Source organism: Escherichia sp. WS547 (assembly GCF_046486065.1).
In the GTDB taxonomy this organism is placed as follows: Bacteria; Pseudomonadota; Gammaproteobacteria; order Enterobacterales; family Enterobacteriaceae; genus Escherichia; species Escherichia coli.
Map to the genome: position 1 here is coordinate 1 of NZ_JBJQMA010000044.1, position 20,578 is coordinate 20,578.

Sequence of the window (20,578 nt, forward strand, 5' to 3'; positions counted from 1 at the left end):
TGCCAGACCGCAAGGTGTTTTAACAAATCAAAAGGGGTTTTAATAACTGGCTCAAAGCTGAAAGCTTTCCGGAACCCCCAGCCTAGCTGGGGGTTTTCTGTGCACAAAAAAGGCCAGCCTCGCTTGAGACTGGCCTTTCTGACAGATGCTTACTTACTCGCGGAACAGCGCTTCGATATTCAGCCCCTGCGTTTGCAGGATTTCGCGCAAACGGCGCAGGCCTTCAACCTGAATCTGGCGAACACGTTCACGGGTGAGGCCAATTTCACGACCTACATCTTCCAGTGTTGCCGCTTCGTACCCCAGCAAACCGAATCGACGTGCCAGTACTTCACGCTGTTTGGCGTTCAGCTCGAACAGCCATTTGACGATGCTCTGCTTCATATCGTCATCTTGCGTGGTATCTTCCGGACCGTTCTCTTTTTCATCGGCCAGGATGTCCAGCAACGCTTTTTCGGAATCACCACCCAGCGGGGTGTCTACCGAGGTAATGCGCTCGTTAAGACGAAGCATACGGCTGACGTCATCAACTGGCTTATCCAGTTGCTCTGCGATCTCTTCCGCACTTGGTTCGTGGTCCAGTTTATGGGACAACTCGCGTGCGGTTCGCAGGTAAACGTTCAGCTCCTTTACGATGTGAATCGGCAAACGAATAGTACGGGTTTGGTTCATAATCGCCCGTTCGATCGTCTGGCGAATCCACCAGGTTGCGTATGTTGAGAAGCGGAAACCACGTTCCGGGTCAAACTTCTCTACCGCGCGGATCAGCCCCAGGTTGCCCTCTTCGATCAGGTCCAGCAACGCCAGACCACGATTGCCATAACGGCGGGCAATTTTTACCACCAGACGCAAGTTACTCTCGATCATCCGGCGGCGGGAGGCAACATCTCCACGCAGTGCGCGACGCGCAAAATAAACTTCTTCTTCGGCCGTTAACAGTGGTGAATAACCAATCTCACCAAGGTAAAGCTGAGTCGCGTCCAACACACGCTGTGTGGCTCCCTGCGATAACAGTTCCTCTTCGGCCAAATCGTTATCACTGGGTTCCTCTTCTACTAAGGCCTTTTCGTCAAAAACCTCAACTCCGTTCTCATCAAATTCCGCATCTTCATTTAAATCATGAACTTTCAGCGTATTCTGACTCATAAGGTGGCTCCTATCCGTGATCCCTTGACGGAACATTCAAGCAAAAGCCTGGTTCCGCCGATTTATCGCTGCGGCAAATAACGCAGCGGGTTTACGGATTTCCCCTTGTAACGAATTTCAAAATGCAAGCGTGTTGAACTGGTTCCGGTGCTACCCATGGTTGCTATTTTTTGCCCCGCCTTCACTTCTTGTTGTTCCCGGACCAGCATTGTGTCGTTATGGGCGTAGGCACTCAGGTAATCATCATTATGTTTGATGATAATCAGATTACCGTAGCCGCGCAGCGCGTTACCGGCATAAACAACGCGGCCATCTGCGGTCGCGATAATTGCCTGTCCTTTGCTGCCTGCGATATCAATCCCCTTGTTGCCCCCCTCAGAAGCGCCAAAGGTTTCGATCACTTTGCCCTCAGTCGGCCAGCGCCAGGTGGAGATAGGCGTACTGGTTGATGTACTGCTGACAGTCGGCTCGGTTGTGCTTGCTGTTGGCACCGTTACAGGCGCTGTGACCGTGGTCGCAGTTGGCTTGTTGTTCGGCAACATTTTGTTAGCACTCTGTTCACCCGAAGACTCAGAATACGTAATTGTCGGTTGCGACGCAACAGCAACGGTGGAATTTTGTGCAGGCTTGATCACAACTCCTTGCTCTGCTGCGTCGGCCTGGGTAATGGCATTTCCGCCAGTGATTGGCGTACCGGAAGCATTACCCACCTGCAAGGTCTGACCAACGTTCAGCGCGTATGGTGCCTGAATATTGTTGCGCTGAGCAAGGTCACGGAAATCGTTGCCAGTAATCCAGGCGATATAGAAAAGTGTGTCGCCTTTTTTCACGGTATAGGTACTGCCGCTATAACTGCCTTTCGGAATGTTCCCATACTGACGGTTATAGACGATGCGTCCGTTTTCCATCTGTACCGGCTGCTGAGCTACTGGCTGCACCGGCTGGATTTGCGGTTGTTGAGTGGCCTGAATTTGTGGCTGCTGTACCGGCTGAATTTGCGGTTGCTGAGCTGTAGACGTCGTTCCCATTTTCGGCGGCGGCGTAATCAACATACCAGAATTGGTATTTGCAGGCGCATTGCCATTAACGGAGCTGACCGGTGCCGGTGGATTTGAAGTGTCAGAACAGCCTGCCAGCCATAGCGAAACCAGTGACAAAGCCGCAATGCGGCGAACGGTGAATTTTGGGCTTCCCGCGCTCATTTATCCCCCAGGAAAAATTGGTTAATAACCAGTGACATAATTACCGTGCAAGGCACCATACTGAACACTGGAAAAGATGTTCACGATACGCTGACCTGCGGCAAAATAACCAGGAAAAATCCAGGTATTTCCTCACGTTTTAAGCCAGCTCACCCTTCACTAAAGGGACAAAGCGCACGGCCTCCACGGTATCGATAATAAATTCGCCTCCCCGACGACGCACCCGTTTCAAATACTGGTGCTCCTCCCCTACGGGTAAGACGAGAATCCCGCCTTCGTCCAGCTGCGTCATTAGCGCAGTTGGAATTTCCGGCGGTGCCGCCGTAACAATGATAGCGTCAAACGGCGCACGTGCCTGCCAACCTTGCCATCCATCGCCATGACGGGTTGAAACATTATGTAAATCAAGATTTTTCAGGCGGCGACGCGCCTGCCACTGCAAGCCTTTAATCCGTTCGACCGAGCAAACATGCTGGACAAGATGCGCCAGGATTGCCGTTTGATATCCCGAACCGGTGCCAATTTCCAGCACCCGCGACTGCGGCGTCAGTTCGAGTAATTCGGTCATTCGCGCCACCATATACGGCTGCGAAATTGTCTGCCCCTGACCTATCGGCAAGGCGATATTGTCCCAGGCTTTTTGTTCAAACGCTTCATCAACGAATTTTTCACGCGGCACGGCGGCAAGTGCATTCAGCACCTGCTCATCCTGAATACCTTGCGCACGTAATTGATCCAGAAGTGCTTGTACGCGTCTGCTTACCATTGCGTGCCAACTCCCACGCTGTTTAACCAGTCTGAAACCACATCTTGCGCGCTATGCGCAGTTAAATCCACATGCAGCGGCGTGATGGAGACATAGCCCTCATCTACCGCAGCAAAATCGGTCCCCGGACCGGCATCACATTTACCGCCCGGCGGGCCAATCCAATACAGCGTATTGCCGCGCGGATCTTGCTGCGGGATCACCTGATCTGCCGGATGTCGTGTACCGCAGCGCGTCACGCGAATACCTTTGATTTGATCCAAGGGTAAATCCGGAACGTTAATATTAAGAATACGTCCGGTGCGCAGCGGCTCTTTACACAGTGCGCGCAAAATTGAACAGGTTACCGCCGCGGCAGTGTCGTAATGTTTATGCCCGTCAAGCGAGACGGCAAGCGCCGGAAAACCTAAATGACGGCCTTCCATCGCGGCGGCTACCGTACCGGAATAAATAACATCATCCCCCAGATTCGGCCCGGCGTTAATTCCGGACACAACAATGTCCGGGCGCGGACGCATCAGAGCATTCACGCCAAGATAGACGCAATCGGTCGGGGTTCCCATTTGCACAGCAATATCACCATTTTCAAAGGTAAACGTGCGCAGGGAGGATTCCAGTGTTAGAGAATTTGAAGCGCCGCTGCGGTTACGATCGGGGGCGACCACCTGAACGTCAGCAAACTCACGCAAGGCTTTCGCCAGCGTTTGTATACCGGGTGCATGTACCCCGTCATCATTACTCAGCAATATGCGCATAATCACCTGTTGTGTTGATAAGTTCCCTGACAACGCTGGTTGCAAAACTACCCGCCGGAAGCCAGAAACGGATTTCTACGGTGACGTCATCCCACCAGTTCCAGCTTAATTGTTGCGGATACAGCAGCATCGCTCTGCGCGCGGCTTCAACTTTTTCGCGCACCAGTAAGGCTTGTAATTCAGTTTCTGCGGCGACAGCTGCTTGTTCGAATGCCAGCGCTTCACGCTGAGTTCCCCATTCGCCACTGCCCGGCAATGCGGCGGTTATCATTAGCTCTTTATCGTTGACGCGACGCTGTAATTCCGCCAGTTCTTCGGTGGTTGCGACAAACCAGCTACCACGTCCGGCTAATTGTAGCGCATCGCCGTCAACAACTTGATTAACGTCTGCTTTTTTGAGGCGCTCAGCAACAATCTGATTAAACAACGCACTGCGGGCTGCCGACAACCAAAAACTCCGTTTATTGCGATCGCGCACCGGAGTATTGGTTTGCGCCCAGCGCAGCGCGCCCTGCAAGTTGCTACCGCCAATCCCAAAACGTTGGGCACCAAAATAGTTAGGCACGCCTTTTACGCAAATATCGATCAGACGTTGTTCAACGTCATCGCGATTGCTCACTTCGCGCAGAACCAGGGTAAAGGCGTTACCTTTCAGCGCGCCTAAACGCAGCTTGCGCTTGTGCCGCGCATACTCCAGCACCTGGCAGCCTTCCAGTTGAAAGGCGCTCAGATCGGGCATTTCCTTGCCCGGCACGCGAGCACATAACCACTGTTCCGTTACAGCATGTTTGTCTTTTTGCCCAGCGAAGCTGACTTCACGGGCATGAATTTTAAGGAATTTCGCCAGTGCATCCGCCACAAAACGGGTATTGCAGCCGTTTTTGAGGATTCTAACCAGAATATGCTCACCTTCACCATCAGGCTCAAAGCCCAAATCTTCCACCACCACAAAGTCTTCCGGATTGGCTTTCAGCAGCCCAGTGCCTTGCGGTTTACCGTGGAGGTAAGTGAGATTATCAAACTCAATCATTTTGTTGCCTTAATGAGTAGCGCCACCGCTTCACAGGCAATCCCTTCCCCACGTCCGGTAAATCCAAGTTTTTCCGTAGTAGTGGCTTTCACGTTAACATCATCCATATGGCAGCCGAGATCTTCGGCAATAAACACGCGCATTTGTGGAATGTGCGGCAACATCTTCGGTGCCTGAGCGATGATAGTGACATCGACGTTGCCCAGGGTATAACCCTTCGCCTGAATACGACGCCAGGCTTCGCGTAGCAGCTCGCGGCTGTCGGCACCTTTAAATGCCGGATCGGTATCCGGGAACAGTTTGCCGATATCCCCCAGCGCCGCCGCGCCAAGCAATGCATCGGTCAACGCATGGAGCGCCACGTCGCCATCAGAATGCGCCAGCAATCCTTTTTCGTAAGGAATGCGTACGCCACCAATGATAAGTGGGCCTTCACCGCCAAAGGCGTGTACGTCAAAACCGTGTCCAATTCGCATTATGTATTCTCCTGATGGATGGTTCGGGTGAGGTAAAACTCGGCCAGTGCCAAATCTTCCGGTCGCGTGACTTTAATGTTATCCGCGCGGCCTTCGACCAACTGCGGATGGAATCCGCAATATTCCAGCGCCGAGGCTTCGTCGGTAATGGTAGCGCCTTCATTTAGAGCGCGCGTCAGGCAGTCATGTAACAGCTCGCGAGGGAAAAATTGCGGCGTCAGCGCGTGCCATAAGCCGTTGCGATCAACGGTATGAGCAATGGCATTTTTGCCCGGTTCGGCACGTTTCATCGTATCGCGCACTGGTGCGGCGAGGATCCCCCCCGTGCGGCTGGTTTCGCTCAACGCCAACAATCGCGCGAGGTCATCCTGATGCAGACAAGGACGAGCGGCGTCATGCACCAATACCCACTGCGCGTCGCCAGCGGCTTTCAGACCTGCCAGCACCGAATCGGCACGCTCATCACCGCCATCTACAACGGTGATTTGCGGATGATTCGCCAGAGGAAGTTGTGCAAAACGGCTATCGCCAGGACTTATGGCAATGACGACACGTTTCACCCGGGGATGCGCCAGCAGCGCATGCACCGAGTGTTCAAGAATGGTTTGATTACCGATTGAGAGATATTGCTTAGGACATTCCGTTTGCATTCGACGGCCAAATCCGGCCGCCGGAACCACGGCGCAAACATCCAAATGAGTGGTTGCCATGTTAATTCCCGGGCTGATTTATCGATTGTTTTGCCCCGCAGACTGTGCGCGCTTCGACGCGTCAGGCACCAGACGATAAAAAGTTTCGCCCGGCCTGGTCATGCTGAGTTCATTACGCGCACGCTCTTCGAGCGCCTCCTGGCCGCCATTGAGATCGTCAATTTCGGCAAAAAGTTGATCGTTTCGCGCTTTAAGTTTCGCGTTTGTAGCTTGCTGTGCCGCCACATCATCATTGACGCGGGTATAGTCATGTATACCGTTCTTACCGAACCACAGCGAATACTGTAGCCAGACCAGAATAGCCAGCAACAGCAGCGTTAGTTTACCCATCCTGCCCCCTGAAAAACGGCATCATCATCCCATGCATCCGAAGACGACTCTACATCCTCTGTTGGGGATACCGCGACAACGCGGGCAAATGTACCACATTTGTCCATTGTTACGTATACCCAGGGCGTGCAGAACATAATCTCATTATTAGTTACGGTTTGAATTATGAACAGAGGAGACAAGAAAGTACAAATTAGCCCAGTAGCCACATAAACAGTGCGCCAAACATAATGCCTACTGTCACCAGGGTGAAAACAATACTGTAGCGTAGCTTTCCGTCCATCAATGAATGCAGCGCAATCCCCACCACTACCGCGACAGGCATCAGTGCCAGAAAGAAAGGCCAGGTGTAGATAAAGAAAAACAGCGTGTTAGAGCCATAAATCAACATCGGCATCGCCAGCGCAAATAACCAGGAGATAAAACCGACCACAGCACCAGGCAGTGACCATGTGGTTTCTTCATCCTCAGTAAGGCTGTCGTTATTTGTTAGTGTAATGTTATGGCTATTACGCATATTTGATCCTGTTACTTTGACGAACCGGGCATGGAAACCCGGTGGTGTCTCAGGATCTGATAATATCGTTCTGTCTCAACAGATCTAATAATTGCTGTACCAAATTTGTTACTAATTGTTCACCATTGAGATGAATTTCTGCCGATTCAGGCGCTTCGTAAACGGAATCTATTCCCGTAAAGTTGCGCAGTTCACCGGCACGCGCTTTCTTATATAAGCCTTTTGGATCGCGGGCTTCGCAAATCGCCAGCGGCGTATCGACAAACACTTCGATAAAGCGCCCTTCTCCTACGCGTTCACGAACCATCTGGCGTTCGGCGCGGTGTGGCGAGATGAATGCGGTCAGCACCACCAGTCCGGCTTCAACCATCAAATTCGCCACTTCACCGACGCGACGGATATTCTCTTTACGATCGGCATCGCTAAAACCGAGATCGCTGCATAATCCGTGGCGAACATTGTCGCCATCCAGCAGATACGTACTGACGCCGAGTTTATGTAACGCCTCCTCCAGCGCCCCGGCGACCGTTGATTTACCGGACCCGGAGAGGCCGGTAAACCACAGCACTACACCACGATGACCGTGGTGTAGCTCGCGTTGTTGCACAGTGACCGGATGGCTATGCCAGACGACGTTTTCGTCATGCAGCGCCATTATTTATCCCCCAGCAAATCGCGTGCGCCCCAGTGCGGAAAGTGGCGACGAACCAGGGCATTCAATTCCAGTTCGAATGCACTGAATTCAGATGGCGCAGCAGTTGCCTGGCTAACTGGCTCGTGCACCATACCGGCACCCACGGTCACATTGCTCAGGCGATCGATAAAAATCAGCCCACCGGTAACCGGATTTTGCTGATAACGATCTAACACCAGTGGCTCGTCAAAAGTGAGATCCACCAGGCCGATGCCGTTCAGCGGCAGGTTTTCAACTTCGCGTTGGGTAAGGTTATTAATATCAACCTGATAACGAATGCCATCAACACGAGCACGTGTCTTCTTACCGGCAATTTTGATGTCGTAACTCTGGCCTGGGGAAAGCGGCTGTTCCGCCATCCATACCACATCCACCGACGCGCTCTGCACAGCCGGTAACGCTTCGTCTGCCGCCAGCAGCAGATCGCCACGGCTGATGTCGATCTCATCCGTCAGCACTAGGGTGATCGCTTCTCCGGCAAAGGCTTCTTCGCGATCGCCATCAAAAGTCACGATCCGCGCGACGTTTGATTCCACACCAGAGGGCAGCACTTTGACACGTTGCCCGACTTCCACTCGACCGGATGCCAGCGTTCCGGCGTAGCCACGAAAATCGAGATTCGGGCGATTAACGTACTGCACCGGGAAGCGCATTGGCTGGGCATCCACCACTCGCTGGATCTCCACGGTTTCCAGCACTTCGAGCAGTGTCGGACCGCTGTACCACGGCATACTTTCACTTTGCGAAGCCACGTTGTCACCTTCCAGTGCAGAGAGCGGCACAAAGCGGATATCCAGATTACCCGGCAGCTGCCCGGCAAAGGTCAGATAATCTTCGCGAATACGGGTGAACGTCTCTTCACTGTAATCCACCAGATCCATTTTGTTGATCGCCACGACCAGATGTTTGATCCCCAACAGTGTGGAGATAAAACTGTGACGACGGGTTTGATCGAGCACGCCTTTACGGGCATCGATCAGTAAGATCGCCAGTTCACATGTCGATGCGCCAGTCGCCATATTGCGAGTGTACTGCTCGTGCCCTGGGGTATCGGCGATAATAAATTTACGCTTCTCGGTAGAGAAATAACGGTAAGCCACGTCAATGGTGATGCCCTGTTCGCGCTCAGCTTGCAGGCCGTCCACCAGCAGTGCCAGATCCAGTTTTTCGCCCTGGGTGCCGTGACGTTTACTGTCGTTATGCAGCGATGAGAGCTGATCTTCGTAGATTTGGCGGGTATCGTGCAGCAGGCGACCAATCAGGGTACTTTTGCCGTCATCGACGCTACCACAGGTCAGAAAACGCAGCAGGCTTTTATGTTGTTGTGCAATCATCCAGGCTTCGACGCCGCCTTCATTGGCGATTTGTTGTGCAAGTGCGGTGTTCATCTTAAAAATACCCCTGACGTTTTTTCAACTCCATGGATCCCGCCTGGTCGCGGTCAATCACGCGACCCTGACGTTCACTGGTGGTGGAAACCAGCATCTCTTCGATGATTTCCGGCAGTGTTTGTGCATTTGACTCCACCGCACCGGTCAGCGGCCAGCAGCCCAGCGTACGGAAACGCACCATCCGTTTTTTAATCACTTCTCCCGGTTGCAGGTCGATACGGTTGTCATCAATCATCATCAACATACCGTCGCGTTCCAGAACCGGTCGTTCCGCAGCGAGATACAGCGGCACAATGTCGATATTTTCCAGCCAGATGTATTGCCAGATATCCTGCTCGGTCCAGTTAGAGAGCGGGAAGACGCGAATGCTTTCGCCTTTGTTAATTTGCCCGTTGTAGTTGTGCCACAGCTCCGGGCGCTGATTTTTCGGATCCCAGCGATGGAAGCGGTCACGGAAAGAGTAGATTCGCTCTTTAGCACGGGATTTCTCTTCGTCGCGGCGTGCACCACCGAAGGCGGCATCAAAACCGTATTTATTCAGCGCCTGTTTCAGGCCTTCAGTTTTCATAATATCGGTATGTTTCGCGCTGCCATGAACGAATGGATTAATCCCCATCGCCACGCCTTCCGGGTTTTTATGCACCAGCAGCTCGCAGCCGTAGGCTTTAGCCGTACGATCGCGGAACTCATACATCTCGCGGAATTTCCAGCCGGTATCGACATGCAGCAACGGGAAAGGCAGCGTACCTGGATAAAACGCCTTGCGCGCCAGATGCAGCATGACGCTGGAATCTTTACCGATAGAGTAGAGCATCACCGGATTTGAGAATTCTGCCGCCACCTCGCGAATAATGTGGATGCTTTCCGCCTCCAGTTGCCGCAGGTGAGTAAGTCGTTTTTGATCCATAACCGTTCCTTTGCAATACCGCTATTTTCTTGCCATCAGATGTTTCGACTATAGGGAGCGTAAGAGAACGAATGAAATTACCAATTAGAATGAGTAGTTCCTTAACGGAATAACGATTTGGCAAAGCTAATATCAAAAAGTGCTTAAGGCACCGGATTTCGGGCGTTTAGGAAGATTTGAAATTGTTTTAGCGCATCGGCAGTTTCATACTATGGCGGTAAAAAAATTTGCATGGTATTTAAGGACTCACTATGTTTTCCGCATTGCGCCACCGTACCGCTGCCCTGGCGCTCGGCGTATGCTTTATTCTCCCCGTACACGCCTCGTCAGCTAAACCTGGCGATTTTGCTAATACTCAGGCACGACATATTGCTACTTTCTTTCCGGGACGCATGACCGGAACTCCTGCAGAAATGTTATCTGCCGATTATATTCGCCAACAGTTTCAGCAAATGGGTTATCGCAGTGATATTCGGACATTTAATAGTCGGTATATTTATACCGCCCGCGATAATCGCAAGAGCTGGCATAACGTGACGGGAAGTACGGTGATTGCCGCTCATGAAGGCAAAGCGCCGCAGCAGATCATCATTATGGCGCATCTGGATACTTACGCCCCGCTGAGCGATGCTGACGCCGATGCCAATCTCGGCGGACTGACGTTACAAGGAATGGATGATAACGCTGCAGGTTTAGGTGTCATGCTGGAACTGGCAGAACGCCTGAAAAATACGCCTACCGAGTATGGTATTCGATTTGTGGCGACCAGCGGCGAAGAGGAAGGGAAATTAGGCGCTGAGAATTTACTCAAGCGGATGAGTGACACCGAAAAGAAAAATACGCTGCTGGTGATTAATCTCGATAACTTAATTGTTGGCGATAAATTGTATTTCAACAGCGGTGTAAAAACCCCTGAAGCAGTAAGGAAATTAACGCGCGACAGGGCGCTGGCAATTGCGCGTAGTCATGGAATTGCCGCAACGACCAATCCGGGTTTGAATAAAAATTATCCGAAGGGTACTGGCTGTTGTAATGATGCCGAAGTTTTCGACAAAGCCGGTATTGCCGTACTTTCAGTAGAAGCAACAAATTGGAATCTTGGGAATAAGGATGGTTATCAGCAACGCGCAAAAACAGCTGCATTCCCTGCGGGAAATAGCTGGCATGACGTAAGACTGGATAATCAACAACATATTGATAAGGCACTTCCTGGAAGAATAGAACGTCGCTGCCGTGATGTTATGCGGATAATGCTACCGCTGGTGAAGGAGCTGGCGAAGGCGTCTTGATGGGTTTGAAAATGAGAGCTGGGAGTTCTACCGCAGGGGCGGGGAACTCCAAGTGATGTCCATCATCGCATCCAGTGCGTCCGGTTTATCCCCGCTGACGCGGGGAACACGTCAATAGGCGGCGTCCCGTAGCCGTCCCCTTCGGTTTATCCCCGCTGGCGCGGGGAACACGTTGAGGTCGATAAGTACGAACGGTTTCCCTGCGGTTTATCCCCGCTGGCGCGGGGAACACCAGCGTGGCGCGATAAAGCAATGTGTCTGGCTCGATTTATCCCCGCTGGCGCGGGGAACACCAGAGGCAACCGACGCGGATTCAGTAGGAAAGCGATTTATCCCCGCTGGCGCGGGGAACACGGCATCAGCCAGCGTGAACAGCTATCAAACGGCGATTTATCCCCGCTGGCGCGGGGAACACACTAAGCATACATAACTGTTTTTAAACAAATTTATTCCGCATCAACAATCTACCAACTAAATTAAAACATTTCCTTATTTTTAAAGAACAGATAACTTATTGATTATCAACAGGAAGAAAAGAAACCAAACGCACCCCATCCAAATCCACCGGAATACGTCTATTTTCACCCCAGGTCTGAAATTCAAAACCCGACTCGGTATTGGTCGCCCAGGCCATTACCACATTTCCGCAACCTGCCAGTTGAGAGATTTGCTGCCAGATCATCTCCCGAATACGTTTGGACGTATCTCCGACATAAACACCGGCACGCACTTCCAGGAGCCAGATCGCGATCCGTCCACGTAAGCGCGGAGGGACATTTTCTGTAACAACGACGACCATACTCATCCGCCGCGTCCCCGGTGACCGCTATCGCCCAGCGTTTCAGGTTCAGGGATGGCAGGCGGTAACATATCCGGCGCGGGTTGTGGTGGTTCAATTTCACCTGCGGCAAGCACTTCCTCGATTAACGGAATTAATTTGCCCGTTAACTTACTGCTACGGAAAATATCACGACAGGCCAACCTGACTTCTTTATCTGGTTCTGCGGGTTGCCTCGCTGCTATTTCAAATGCCTTTGGCACAACCGAATCAAATTTAATGATATCGGCTATGTCATAAACAAATGAAAGCGGTTTGCCACTATGGATAAATCCAATAGCGGGCGCATATCCCGCGGCTAATACTGCCGCTTCAGAAATACCGTACAGACATGATGTGGCAGCACTGATGCAGCGATTCACAACATCGCCTTTTTCCCAGTCTTTAGGATCGTATTTGCGACCATTCCATTTCACACCATATTGTTTCGCCAGTAATGCATACGTCTGGCGAACGCGGGATCCCTCAATTCCACGTAGCTGCTCCACTGAACGGCGAGCTGGCGGTGGCTCACGAAAACGTAATTCATACATTTTGCGCACCACCTTCAGACGTAGATCTTCCGTTAAAGCCAGCTTTGCCTGGTAGAGTAACTTATCAGCACGCGCCCCACCGGGTTGTCCGGAAGAGTAGACGCGAACACCCGCTTCACCGACCCAGACCAGTAGCGTCCCCACCGTGGCGGCCAGATGCACCGCCGCGTGGGAAACTCTCGTTCCCGGTTCGAGCATAATGCAGGCGACCGATCCCACCGGAATGTGCGTGCGGATCCCGGTTTTGTCGATCAGCACGAAAGCGCCGTCCAGTACGTCGATTTGACCGTACTGGAGGAAGATCATAGAGGTGCGATCTTTTAACGGGATCGGACTCAGTGGTACAAACGTCACGCCTCTGCTCCGGGTTTGATCAGCATCAGACCACAGCCGAACGCGCGGCTTTTGCCATACCCCTGGCTCAGACGTTGCAGAAATAACCCAGGATCGGTGACCGTAAGCATCCCCGTATAATCCACGCTACTGAACTGGATCAGTTGCCGGGAGTTTTCCCGCCGCAGTTGCTGTTGTCGGTAGGCATCGACCGAGGTATCCAGTAGTGTAAAACCGCTTCTTTCCCCCTGCGCTGCCAGCCAGTCCAGCGCCGCCTGTTGTTGATGCAACCAGACATCACTTCCTTCCACCTGCCCCCTCACCTGCCGTTTCGCCTCCATCAGCAAGTCGTGGCGTTTGCCCGCTTTACAAATTGTTGGATTCGCCCGCAGGTTGAAACAAAGGGATTGTCCGGTACGCAACTCTGGCGCAAATGGTCGGCATTCGATGGTGAAAATATCACTTTCCGCCGGGCGTTCCTGCGACAGGACAAAAAAGCGAAACGCCCCCTGGAGTTCTTCCCGACGATAAAGAAATTGCCTTTCTTTGCCGCCAGGAAAAAGATCCCACAGCCACTGATGCATTACATATTCACCGCGACCCACCAAATGCAGCAACTGCGCAGGCAAAAGCTGGCCGGTATGTAAGGTTATTCTTGAGAGGTACATGGTTCCTCCTTGCTGAGCCACGGCCCCTGATTGATGGTGCGTTCCCCAAACAGCCACTGCTGACGATTTAAAGGAACATCCCGGCGACGTAATATTTTGCTCGCGACCAGGCCGTCGTGTTCCCCTTCCCACCAGCATTCATCCTGAAGTTTCGGGAGTGAGACTTTCAGTTCGCGGAAACTATCCTGATACTGTTGGTATGCGTTACGTAAGACATCAGACGCGTTGCCTTCGAGCAGTAACGGCGCAAGTGGTAACGCCAGCGGATGACTTTTTCGCCCCAGATAAAGCGGAAAAACCGGATGACGTAAACCGTCCTGCAACTGTTCAAGCCTGTAAGGCGCATCGGGGGTTGTTGCCACCGCCACCATCCACCAGGCATCGGTGTAGTAGTCGCGCCGGGAGATAATCGCGCTCAGAAGATCAGGGGCGCTCAACTCTTCGCGACGGCTGAAATAACGCGCTTTACGCACCTCTTTTGGCATCTGGACCGTGTGATAATCCCGTGCCCAGCGCGGGCTACGGCTGGCGCAAACCACCAGTGAATAGTGGCGGTTAAACGCGTTTAATCGTTCGGTATCATCACGCCGAATCCCTACCCCGGCAGCCAGCAGCCCCAGCAATGCTGAGCGCGAAGGCAGTTCATGGGTATGACGCACTTCGCCGGGGGCATCGACGCCCCAGGATGCCATTGGCCCATGAAGCTGAAAAATCAAATATTGGCTCATTAGCCGCCCCTTACGCGCAGATAAAGTCCAGCACGTCCTTCATGCTTCCCTGTTTGTTCATCACGTCAAAGCTTACGCATTCGGTCTTCTGTTCATAGACCGTATTCATATTTTCGCGAAGCGTTGTAATACGCTGCACCGCCACATCTAACTGCCGGGTGCCATTAATGGGTTCATAGAAAGCCGCCGCCAGAGAGCGTGGTTGTTCAGTGCCTTTTTCTGCCAGCGCCCAGGAGGCGTAGGCACGGCTGGCAAAGCTGTTCTGTTTGCCGGTTGGGGAGACTTTAAGTGCGGCTTCCGTAAAGGCGCGCAAGGTCTGATTAGCTAACGCTTCGTCACCGCCGAGGTTTTCGACCAGCAGATCTTTATCGATGCAGATATAGGTGTAGAACAGCGCAGAACCGAATCCGGTTTCACCAAGATGCCCGGCACCGGCATCTTCAGAAGCCTGGCGCAAATCATCAACGGCGGTGAAAAAATCATCTTCGACAATCGTTTCACTGACACCAAATGCATGCGCGACCTGGCAGGCGGCTTCAACATTAAATTCGGGTTTATTCGCCAGCATACGACCAAACATAGCGATATCTACCGCCATGCGATCTTTACGTAACAAAGCGAGATCTTCCTCTTTTGGCGCGCGCTTTTCTTCGGCCAGTTGATGGGCCAGCGCTTTTACGGCGTCAAATTCTGCCGGGCTGATATGGACTAGCTGTTCAGTTTCGGCGTTAGTGAGCGGATCTTTTGGTTTTTTGTCGTTTTTAGCTTTCCCAAGATAACCCGCAATTTTTGCCGCCCATTCGATGGCTTTTTTCTCTTCGATGCCTTTCTCAATCAGGATAGTTGCCGCCTCACGCGCAATACGCCCACTGCGAATACCAATATGGCCCGCCAGTGCCTGTTCAAAAAGTGCAGAAGTGCGCCACGCACGTTTCAGACTTTGTGAGGAAACGCGCAGACGCGTTGCTCCACCCAGTACCACAGTTTTTGGCGCACCGGTGTCATCACGGTTAAGGTTGGCAGCAGGGTAAGCGGTTAACAAATGAAGCTGAATAAATGTCGTCATGAGATAGTCCTTTATTAATTTTGTTCGTTATCGGCGTCGCCAGCCTGGTAATATTCCAGCGCCCAGCGGATACGGATAAATTCTGTTGGCCGCTGCTGGCGGCGGTGATGATTGAGCAGGTCGTCGCTCTCCTGGCACCAGCGGAAAATATCTTCTGCCAAAGAGATAAGATTGACGGAACCATTTAATAATTTGACCGCGCGACGTAACTGACGCAGTAAATCATCAGGCGTTTTTACTGCCGACAGGCGAGTAAAACGCCCCTCCGACATTACCGCCGCCAGCTGCGCGGCAAAAGGCTGCCGTTCATCAATAGCTTTAACATTGGCGCTAACTGCGGCGACCAGCGCCAGTGCGGTAAAACGCCACTCTTGTGCTTCAATTTTCCACAAAGTGTGGGTCTGCATCAGCAGAGAACGAAACCCTTCTGACAGACAAACATCATTAACCGTTGTGCTACGCCGCAGACTGGCACGATTGCCGCGTTTTTCCTGCAACTCTTCGTGCCATTTACGCAGCGTGGCTTTGTGCTCCTCTTTTACAATACTCATTCAGCAGCCTCCTGCTTTTTCTCCCTGGCGGCTTTAGCATTTTGCTTCTCCGCCGATGTTGTAAAATATTTCTTGCGCGCGGTCATGACGCGTTTCAAATCAACGGGCTCATATGGATTGGTGAAGACACGCTCGTCAAAATCCTGACGCGCGAATAACCAAATTTCCTTTTGCCATTTGCTGAGTAATTCATCCGCATCCTGACCTTCTTCAATGTGGCGCACTAACCTCAGGAAGCGATGCTGAGTTTTGTTCCAGAAGTCGATATCCACAAAACTGAAATCACCCCGTGCACCTTTTGGATCGGAGAACCACGCTTCTTTCAATGCACTCCGTAACAGACTCAGAATCCGTGAAGCCGTTTGCGCAGCCAGCCGCAGCTTCGGTATCTGGCCTTCTTTTTTATCGAGCAGCAGCGGAAAATGGTGTTCGTACCAACAGCGCGCTTTCATGTTGTCAAAATCATAACCAAATCCCCACAGGCCCACTTTTGCCTGCTTGAGACTGCTGGCATTAAAGAGTTTCACCACCAGCGCGGGAAGTTCCGTATTGTTTTCTGATTTACCCGTTTCGATAAGGCCTAACCAGTCGCGCCAGATTAAACCGCCTGGTTGTGGTTTGACCGAGTAAAACTCGCCGCCCTCTTTAAGGGGTACACGGTAAGGCGTTAAGGGATGCTGCCACATGGCATAATTCGCGCCGTAATTTTTGGTCGTCATCAGGCTCAGGAGCGCGTCGTTCTGCTCGCCGCAAATATCGCAGTTGCCGACTGTCGTGGTATTAAAATCAATACGAATACGCCGCGGCATTCCCCAGTACGCCTGGAGTTTATTAACCTGATCATCGGTTACCACCGCACCGGCCAGTTCGCTGGTACGCGTCGGGCCAAGCCAGGGGAAAACCAGATCGTCAAATTTTTTGGGTAGCGGTAAGTCGGCTTCGTCCTGCGGCATCACATTGAGCCACAGTTTGCGCCACAAGGGCGTTTGTTGATTGCCCTGATATTCCTGTAATTCAATCAGAGTGGTCATCGGCCCACCGCCGCGTAAACCGGTGCGGTAGCCTTTACCACCTGACGGCGCATTTAACTGTAGGGAGAACAGAGCTAACGCAGAACAATGTGGGCACAGGTATTCCGTTACACCACGCTTGATAAAGTGGTCTTTATTAAACTTCGTTGTTTGAGCGCCAGGAATCTCAGGCAGTAGCGAAGCGACCTGAACTTTATCTCCTGTGAGCGCCTCGAAATCCTGCATAAATGAAGGGGAATCTGGCCCAAACTGGAAAGCGTGTTCTAAGGACAGCAATGCTTCCCGTAGCTTTTCAGATTCCAGTCCGTCTTCCCAGATATCATCCCAACGACGATGATCTTTTGGCGCAAAGCTGGTTTGTAGTAGCCCCAGCAAAAACTGCCATGCCGCTCCCTGGAGATCTGCCCGTGGCGCAGCAATATCGACAACATTTTCATCCGCCAGATCGACAGGCGCCAGTTTGCCTGTCGTTCCGTCTTTATAACGAACGGGCAACCACGGGGTTGTCAGAAGTGAAAACGAGTTCATACGCATCCTCTCGTAAAAAAGACCATCCCAGGTCGGTTGTCCATCATTCCATCCTTTTCGGTGTATCAACTATTCAGAGAGCCCTGTCGCAGGCATCTCAACCAACCTTGCCAGTCAATCCTTCCATAGCCGAATACCCGCAACTTTCGTCATCGGTAACTAAAATCACGTTTGCCATCTCCGGATCTTTCCGCTGTTCAATGCACCACTGCCTGAACGCTTCCCCTTCCAGTAAAGAAAACTCATCCCGATGTTTTTTCCACCAGCTTCGACGCACTCTGACAACGCTCATTTCCCATGCGTGAGCACCGTTGGCATAAGGCTTCACCACACTGGCAATACAGGTAGCCAGCCACAGGGAAACAGACTCCTCCGCCAGACGTGTCGACAGCTTTTCCGGAAGGTAATCGTTGATATTGGCGGCATAGCCAGGCCTGAAGTTCAGCACAAACTTTTTAGCCATTGCGCGATCGCAGTAATATTTGCCCACTTGCTCCTGCTCGCTGCGGGCAAATCCTTCCGGCATTACCACGTCCTCACCGTAGACTGATTCAATAAGAAGGCGGGCTGCGTGTGGCATTTGAATAGCGCCTTGCTCACGCAGTACACGCTGCGTCAGCCAGATTCGTCCATGATCGGGATAGACATATGCACTGTTACGCATGGCACTGCCGAACCATTCGTCACCTGGAGCGTCGTCCCAGACGGGGGCCAGAATCAGCAATTCAGGAGGGGAACGCTCGTCTTTTCCGTCACGCTTTAACTGACCATTAATATCGCGGATATGCCGCTGTAATCGCCCCGCTCGCTGGATCAGCAAATCAACAGGGGCCAGGTCGGAAATCATTTCGTCCATATCGCAATCAACGCTCGACTCTAAGACCTGAGTACAAATGAGGACTTTTCCGGCACGCTGTGAGCTATCTTCTTTACCGAAGCGTGCCAGCGTTTCCGTTTCAATTCGCTGGCGATCGCTAAAAGCAAAGCGGCTATGAAACAGAGAAAGGCTGGAAGCAGGAATGACGCCGCGGGCAAGCAACTGACGATAAACCTTAATAGCGTCATCGACAGAATTCCGGATCCAGGCGATGCATTTCCCCTGACTTACTGCCGATTCGATACGCGCAATACATTCTTGTTCGCTATGAAGCCAACCCACGCTCACGCTACGCTCAACGTCTTTGCGCGTCGCTACCCGGTGTGAATGCACATCGGATTTCGTAACGTGCGTCAGCCAGGGGTAATCATCCTTTTCCAGGAACGGAGCTTCTTGCTGGCCCTCTGTACCACGCGCAAAGGCAGCAACGAGTTTGTCGCACTGCTGTTGAGATAACGTGGCAGAAAGCAAAATGACGCTGTTTCCGCCACGCGCCTGCCGCTCGATCAGCCCTTCAAGAATGCATGACATGTAAGCGTCACAGGCATGGATCTCATCAGCCAGCAGGATTTTGTTACTCAGTCCCAGAAGCCGCAGATTATTATGTTTGAACGGCATCACAGCCATCATCGCCTGATCCAGCGTGCCGACGCCAATTTCAGCCAGTAGCGCCTTCTTGTTACTGTCGGCAAACCAGGCCGCACATCCCTGACTGAACGTTTGTTCATCCGGTTCTTCTGACCCGACTAAATCACCGGACCAGAGTGATTCATTAAAGCGGTCCATTAATGTTCGGGCACTGTGTGCCAGCACCAGGCTGGGGCGGGACTCTGGCGAATAGAAAGCAAGCCAGGTTTTGACCAGTCGATCGTACATGGCATTGGCCGTTGCCATTGTTGGCAGGCCAAAAAACAAACCCTGCGCTTTACCCGCAGCCATCAACCTGTGCGCCAGGATAAGCGCCGCTTCCGTTTTACCTGCGCCAGTCACATCTTCCAGAATAAATAACTGTGGCCCTGGCTGGCTGATATCCAGATCCAGCACCTTTTGCTGTAACGGTGTCGGATTCTCAATAAAAGGAAACAGCGTATTAATTCCGGTGAAAGGCGCGACTTTTGCTTTTAGAGGAAAGACGGTTAAGGCGTTTTGAGCCTGAACTAAAGTTTTCTGCCAGTAACCTTTAATATCCATTGGGTGTGCGACGCGTGGAAAAAATCGCGTTGACGAACCCGTCCAGTCTGCGAGCACGACGGTTGCAGAGATATACCAGGAAAGGTGTTTTATAAGTTCAATGCCCTCATCATCATCCCAGAATGCGGGGATCTCTATGAGCGGAAACAGTGGTTTGATTTCAAGAAGAAAATCTCGCGCGGCAGCTTTGTCTTCAGGCAGAAAATTATCCAGTTCATCAATACGGTCAGGCGGGCGACCATGATGCCCGGTAGTTATGGGCATCCACATCTCCATCACCCGTTTAAGTTTGCGCGGAGAGAGTGAAGATGAAGGAAGCAATTCTTCGTATTCACTTAAATAATGATGCCACAGCCAGTAGCCCAGCGTTGAATGAGAGATCTTTTCGTAATTCTTTCTTGCGCCTTCCGGAACCTTGAGTTGTGGGTGCAGGTAAAGTTGCTGAAAAGAGCGGGCAAATTTTCCAGTATCGTGCCAGCACAATAGCCAGGCGAAAAATTGTGCTGCCTGCTCCGTATCAGCGAAACCTAGTTGACGAAAATAGTCAGTCAGCCCGAAGCAATTGCTTTTAACCATTAAATAGCCCATCGCGGCTACATCCAGCGAATGCCAGCAAAGAAGGTGATAGTCGTCGCCCCCGTCTTTCTCGCCGCGTCGGGTTTTTCCCCAGAAATCAAAAAAAGTCACAATATTTTTATCCTTCAGTAAACTTAAAGGATATTTACGCATATATTAAAAATTATCTGTGATATATATCGTTCAATAAAATATTTACATTATGAATAATCAAATAATTTTCATCCGTAATATATATGAATAATAAACATAGGCATAATATTCACATAAACAATATAAATTAAAAAAGGGTGCAGGAGACCAAACCATCACAATTCAATACGCGGGGTTTTACCCCATAAGCGCTAACTTAAGGGTTGTGGTATTACGCCTGATATGATTTAACGTGCCGATGAATTACTCTCACGATAACTGGTCAGCAATTCTGGCCCATATTGGTAAGCCC

General features: G+C 51.7%; 21 protein-coding genes and 1 CRISPR repeat array. Of the genes, 1 reads left to right on the forward strand and 20 read right to left on the reverse strand.

Annotation, left to right across the window (positions count from 1 at the left end; all coding sequences use genetic code 11):
- Positions 1–153: 153 nt before the first annotated feature.
- The 12 genes from rpoS to cysD form a co-directional block, all read right to left on the reverse strand.
- Entirely contained in the window at positions 154–1,146 is a 993-nt protein-coding gene (gene rpoS / locus ACJHWK_RS23360; protein WP_000081550.1) for an RNA polymerase sigma factor RpoS, read from the reverse strand.
- Between the two features lie 62 nt (positions 1,147–1,208).
- Positions 1,209–2,303, reverse strand: a complete 1,095-nt coding sequence (gene nlpD / locus ACJHWK_RS23365) for a murein hydrolase activator NlpD (RefSeq protein ID WP_306174120.1) — start codon at positions 2,301–2,303, stop codon at positions 1,209–1,211.
- A gap of 184 nt (positions 2,304–2,487) precedes the next feature.
- Entirely contained in the window at positions 2,488–3,114 is a 627-nt protein-coding gene (pcm, locus tag ACJHWK_RS23370; RefSeq protein WP_000254708.1) for a protein-L-isoaspartate O-methyltransferase, read from the reverse strand.
- The gene (gene surE, locus ACJHWK_RS23375) at positions 3,108–3,869 is read right to left on the reverse strand and encodes a 5'/3'-nucleotidase SurE (RefSeq protein WP_001295182.1); all 762 of its coding nucleotides are present in this window, start codon (positions 3,867–3,869) and stop codon (positions 3,108–3,110) included. The genes pcm and surE overlap by 7 nt, the downstream gene beginning before the upstream one ends.
- The gene (gene truD, locus ACJHWK_RS23380) at positions 3,850–4,899 is read right to left on the reverse strand and encodes a tRNA pseudouridine(13) synthase TruD (RefSeq protein WP_000568924.1); all 1,050 of its coding nucleotides are present in this window, start codon (positions 4,897–4,899) and stop codon (positions 3,850–3,852) included. Before truD ends, surE begins: the two co-directional genes overlap by 20 nt.
- On the reverse strand, positions 4,896–5,375 hold the full coding sequence (gene ispF, locus ACJHWK_RS23385) for a 2-C-methyl-D-erythritol 2,4-cyclodiphosphate synthase (protein WP_001521152.1): 480 nt from the start codon (positions 5,373–5,375) through the stop codon (positions 4,896–4,898). Before ispF ends, truD begins: the two co-directional genes overlap by 4 nt.
- Positions 5,375–6,085, reverse strand: a complete 711-nt coding sequence (ispD, locus tag ACJHWK_RS23390) for a 2-C-methyl-D-erythritol 4-phosphate cytidylyltransferase (RefSeq protein WP_000246138.1) — start codon at positions 6,083–6,085, stop codon at positions 5,375–5,377. Before ispD ends, ispF begins: the two co-directional genes overlap by 1 nt.
- An 18-nt stretch (positions 6,086–6,103) precedes the next feature.
- Positions 6,104–6,415, reverse strand: coding sequence for a cell division protein FtsB (gene ftsB, locus ACJHWK_RS23395; RefSeq protein ID WP_000517476.1), 312 nt, complete (start codon positions 6,413–6,415; stop codon positions 6,104–6,106).
- A 193-nt stretch (positions 6,416–6,608) separates the two neighbouring features.
- Positions 6,609–6,932 (reverse strand): DUF3561 family protein, encoded by a 324-nt coding sequence (locus ACJHWK_RS23400; RefSeq protein WP_001246104.1) that lies wholly within the window; start codon positions 6,930–6,932, stop codon positions 6,609–6,611.
- A gap of 49 nt (positions 6,933–6,981) precedes the next feature.
- Positions 6,982–7,587, reverse strand: coding sequence for an adenylyl-sulfate kinase (gene cysC, locus ACJHWK_RS23405; protein ID WP_001173673.1), 606 nt, complete (start codon positions 7,585–7,587; stop codon positions 6,982–6,984).
- Complete coding sequence (gene cysN / locus ACJHWK_RS23410; protein WP_001090361.1) at positions 7,587–9,014, reverse strand: sulfate adenylyltransferase subunit CysN; 1,428 nt, start codon at positions 9,012–9,014, stop codon at positions 7,587–7,589. Before cysN ends, cysC begins: the two co-directional genes overlap by 1 nt.
- A 1-nt stretch (position 9,015) precedes the next feature.
- Positions 9,016–9,924: a sulfate adenylyltransferase subunit CysD gene (cysD, locus tag ACJHWK_RS23415; RefSeq protein WP_000372392.1), complete on the reverse strand. Its 909-nt coding sequence runs from the start codon at positions 9,922–9,924 to the stop codon at positions 9,016–9,018.
- 251 nt (positions 9,925–10,175) lie between these two features.
- Here cysD and iap point away from each other — a divergent pair, with 251 nt between their 5' ends.
- Positions 10,176–11,213, forward strand: coding sequence for an alkaline phosphatase isozyme conversion aminopeptidase (iap, locus tag ACJHWK_RS23420; RefSeq protein ID WP_001521153.1), 1,038 nt, complete (start codon positions 10,176–10,178; stop codon positions 11,211–11,213).
- Positions 11,214–11,294: 81 nt separating this feature from the next.
- A CRISPR array of direct repeats spans positions 11,295–11,628; the repeat unit is 29 nt; unit sequence CGATTTATCCCCGCTGGCGCGGGGAACAC.
- Between the two features lie 96 nt (positions 11,629–11,724).
- On the opposite strand, the gene cas2e is transcribed toward iap, so the two are convergent.
- The 8 genes from cas2e to ACJHWK_RS23460 all read right to left on the reverse strand — a co-directional run bounded on the left by cas2e (position 11,725) and on the right by ACJHWK_RS23460 (position 20,286).
- Positions 11,725–12,018: a type I-E CRISPR-associated endoribonuclease Cas2e gene (gene cas2e, locus ACJHWK_RS23425; protein ID WP_001521154.1), complete on the reverse strand. Its 294-nt coding sequence runs from the start codon at positions 12,016–12,018 to the stop codon at positions 11,725–11,727.
- Positions 12,015–12,938 carry a type I-E CRISPR-associated endonuclease Cas1e gene (gene cas1e, locus ACJHWK_RS23430; RefSeq protein WP_000144858.1) on the reverse strand — a complete coding sequence of 308 codons (924 nt, stop codon included), beginning with the start codon at positions 12,936–12,938 and terminating at the stop codon, positions 12,015–12,017. Before cas1e ends, cas2e begins: the two co-directional genes overlap by 4 nt.
- Entirely contained in the window at positions 12,935–13,585 is a 651-nt protein-coding gene (cas6e, locus tag ACJHWK_RS23435; RefSeq protein WP_001521155.1) for a type I-E CRISPR-associated protein Cas6/Cse3/CasE, read from the reverse strand. Before cas6e ends, cas1e begins: the two co-directional genes overlap by 4 nt.
- On the reverse strand, positions 13,567–14,313 hold the full coding sequence (cas5e, locus tag ACJHWK_RS23440; protein ID WP_170886379.1) for a type I-E CRISPR-associated protein Cas5/CasD: 747 nt from the start codon (positions 14,311–14,313) through the stop codon (positions 13,567–13,569). The genes cas6e and cas5e overlap by 19 nt, the downstream gene beginning before the upstream one ends.
- A gap of 10 nt (positions 14,314–14,323) precedes the next feature.
- A complete protein-coding gene (gene cas7e, locus ACJHWK_RS23445; RefSeq protein WP_170886378.1) occupies positions 14,324–15,379 on the reverse strand; it encodes a type I-E CRISPR-associated protein Cas7/Cse4/CasC in 1,056 nt (351 codons plus the stop codon).
- Between the two features lie 14 nt (positions 15,380–15,393).
- Positions 15,394–15,930: a type I-E CRISPR-associated protein Cse2/CasB gene (gene casB, locus ACJHWK_RS23450; protein ID WP_000029331.1), complete on the reverse strand. Its 537-nt coding sequence runs from the start codon at positions 15,928–15,930 to the stop codon at positions 15,394–15,396.
- Positions 15,927–17,489 carry a type I-E CRISPR-associated protein Cse1/CasA gene (gene casA / locus ACJHWK_RS23455; protein ID WP_001084115.1) on the reverse strand — a complete coding sequence of 521 codons (1,563 nt, stop codon included), beginning with the start codon at positions 17,487–17,489 and terminating at the stop codon, positions 15,927–15,929. Before casA ends, casB begins: the two co-directional genes overlap by 4 nt.
- A 97-nt stretch (positions 17,490–17,586) precedes the next feature.
- The gene (locus ACJHWK_RS23460; RefSeq protein WP_001521158.1) at positions 17,587–20,286 is read right to left on the reverse strand and encodes a CRISPR-associated helicase/endonuclease Cas3; all 2,700 of its coding nucleotides are present in this window, start codon (positions 20,284–20,286) and stop codon (positions 17,587–17,589) included.
- Positions 20,287–20,578: the final 292 nt, after the last annotated feature.

What these genes read in the sequence shown, in the direction of transcription:
- rpoS (WP_000081550.1), bottom strand. Translation starts at nt 1,146, where the DNA reads ATGAGTCAGAATACGCTGAAAGTTCATGATTTAAATGAAGATGCGGAA.
- pcm (WP_000254708.1), bottom strand. Translation starts at nt 3,114, where the DNA reads ATGGTAAGCAGACGCGTACAAGCACTTCTGGATCAATTACGTGCGCAA.
- surE (WP_001295182.1), bottom strand. Translation starts at nt 3,869, where the DNA reads ATGCGCATATTGCTGAGTAATGATGACGGGGTACATGCACCCGGTATA.
- truD (WP_000568924.1), bottom strand. Translation starts at nt 4,899, where the DNA reads ATGATTGAGTTTGATAATCTCACTTACCTCCACGGTAAACCGCAAGGC.
- ispF (WP_001521152.1), bottom strand. Translation starts at nt 5,375, where the DNA reads ATGCGAATTGGACACGGTTTTGACGTACACGCCTTTGGCGGTGAAGGC.
- ispD (WP_000246138.1), bottom strand. Translation starts at nt 6,085, where the DNA reads ATGGCAACCACTCATTTGGATGTTTGCGCCGTGGTTCCGGCGGCCGGA.
- ftsB (WP_000517476.1), bottom strand. Translation starts at nt 6,415, where the DNA reads ATGGGTAAACTAACGCTGCTGTTGCTGGCTATTCTGGTCTGGCTACAG.
- ACJHWK_RS23400 (WP_001246104.1), bottom strand. Translation starts at nt 6,932, where the DNA reads ATGCGTAATAGCCATAACATTACACTAACAAATAACGACAGCCTTACT.
- cysC (WP_001173673.1), bottom strand. Translation starts at nt 7,587, where the DNA reads ATGGCGCTGCATGACGAAAACGTCGTCTGGCATAGCCATCCGGTCACT.
- cysN (WP_001090361.1), bottom strand. Translation starts at nt 9,014, where the DNA reads ATGAACACCGCACTTGCACAACAAATCGCCAATGAAGGCGGCGTCGAA.
- cysD (WP_000372392.1), bottom strand. Translation starts at nt 9,924, where the DNA reads ATGGATCAAAAACGACTTACTCACCTGCGGCAACTGGAGGCGGAAAGC.
- iap (WP_001521153.1), top strand. Translation starts at nt 10,176, where the DNA reads ATGTTTTCCGCATTGCGCCACCGTACCGCTGCCCTGGCGCTCGGCGTA.
- cas2e (WP_001521154.1), bottom strand. Translation starts at nt 12,018, where the DNA reads ATGAGTATGGTCGTCGTTGTTACAGAAAATGTCCCTCCGCGCTTACGT.
- cas6e (WP_001521155.1), bottom strand. Translation starts at nt 13,585, where the DNA reads ATGTACCTCTCAAGAATAACCTTACATACCGGCCAGCTTTTGCCTGCG.
- cas5e (WP_170886379.1), bottom strand. Translation starts at nt 14,313, where the DNA reads ATGAGCCAATATTTGATTTTTCAGCTTCATGGGCCAATGGCATCCTGG.
- cas7e (WP_170886378.1), bottom strand. Translation starts at nt 15,379, where the DNA reads ATGACGACATTTATTCAGCTTCATTTGTTAACCGCTTACCCTGCTGCC.
- casB (WP_000029331.1), bottom strand. Translation starts at nt 15,930, where the DNA reads ATGAGTATTGTAAAAGAGGAGCACAAAGCCACGCTGCGTAAATGGCAC.
- casA (WP_001084115.1), bottom strand. Translation starts at nt 17,489, where the DNA reads ATGAACTCGTTTTCACTTCTGACAACCCCGTGGTTGCCCGTTCGTTAT.
- ACJHWK_RS23460 (WP_001521158.1), bottom strand. Translation starts at nt 20,286, where the DNA reads ATGCGTAAATATCCTTTAAGTTTACTGAAGGATAAAAATATTGTGACT.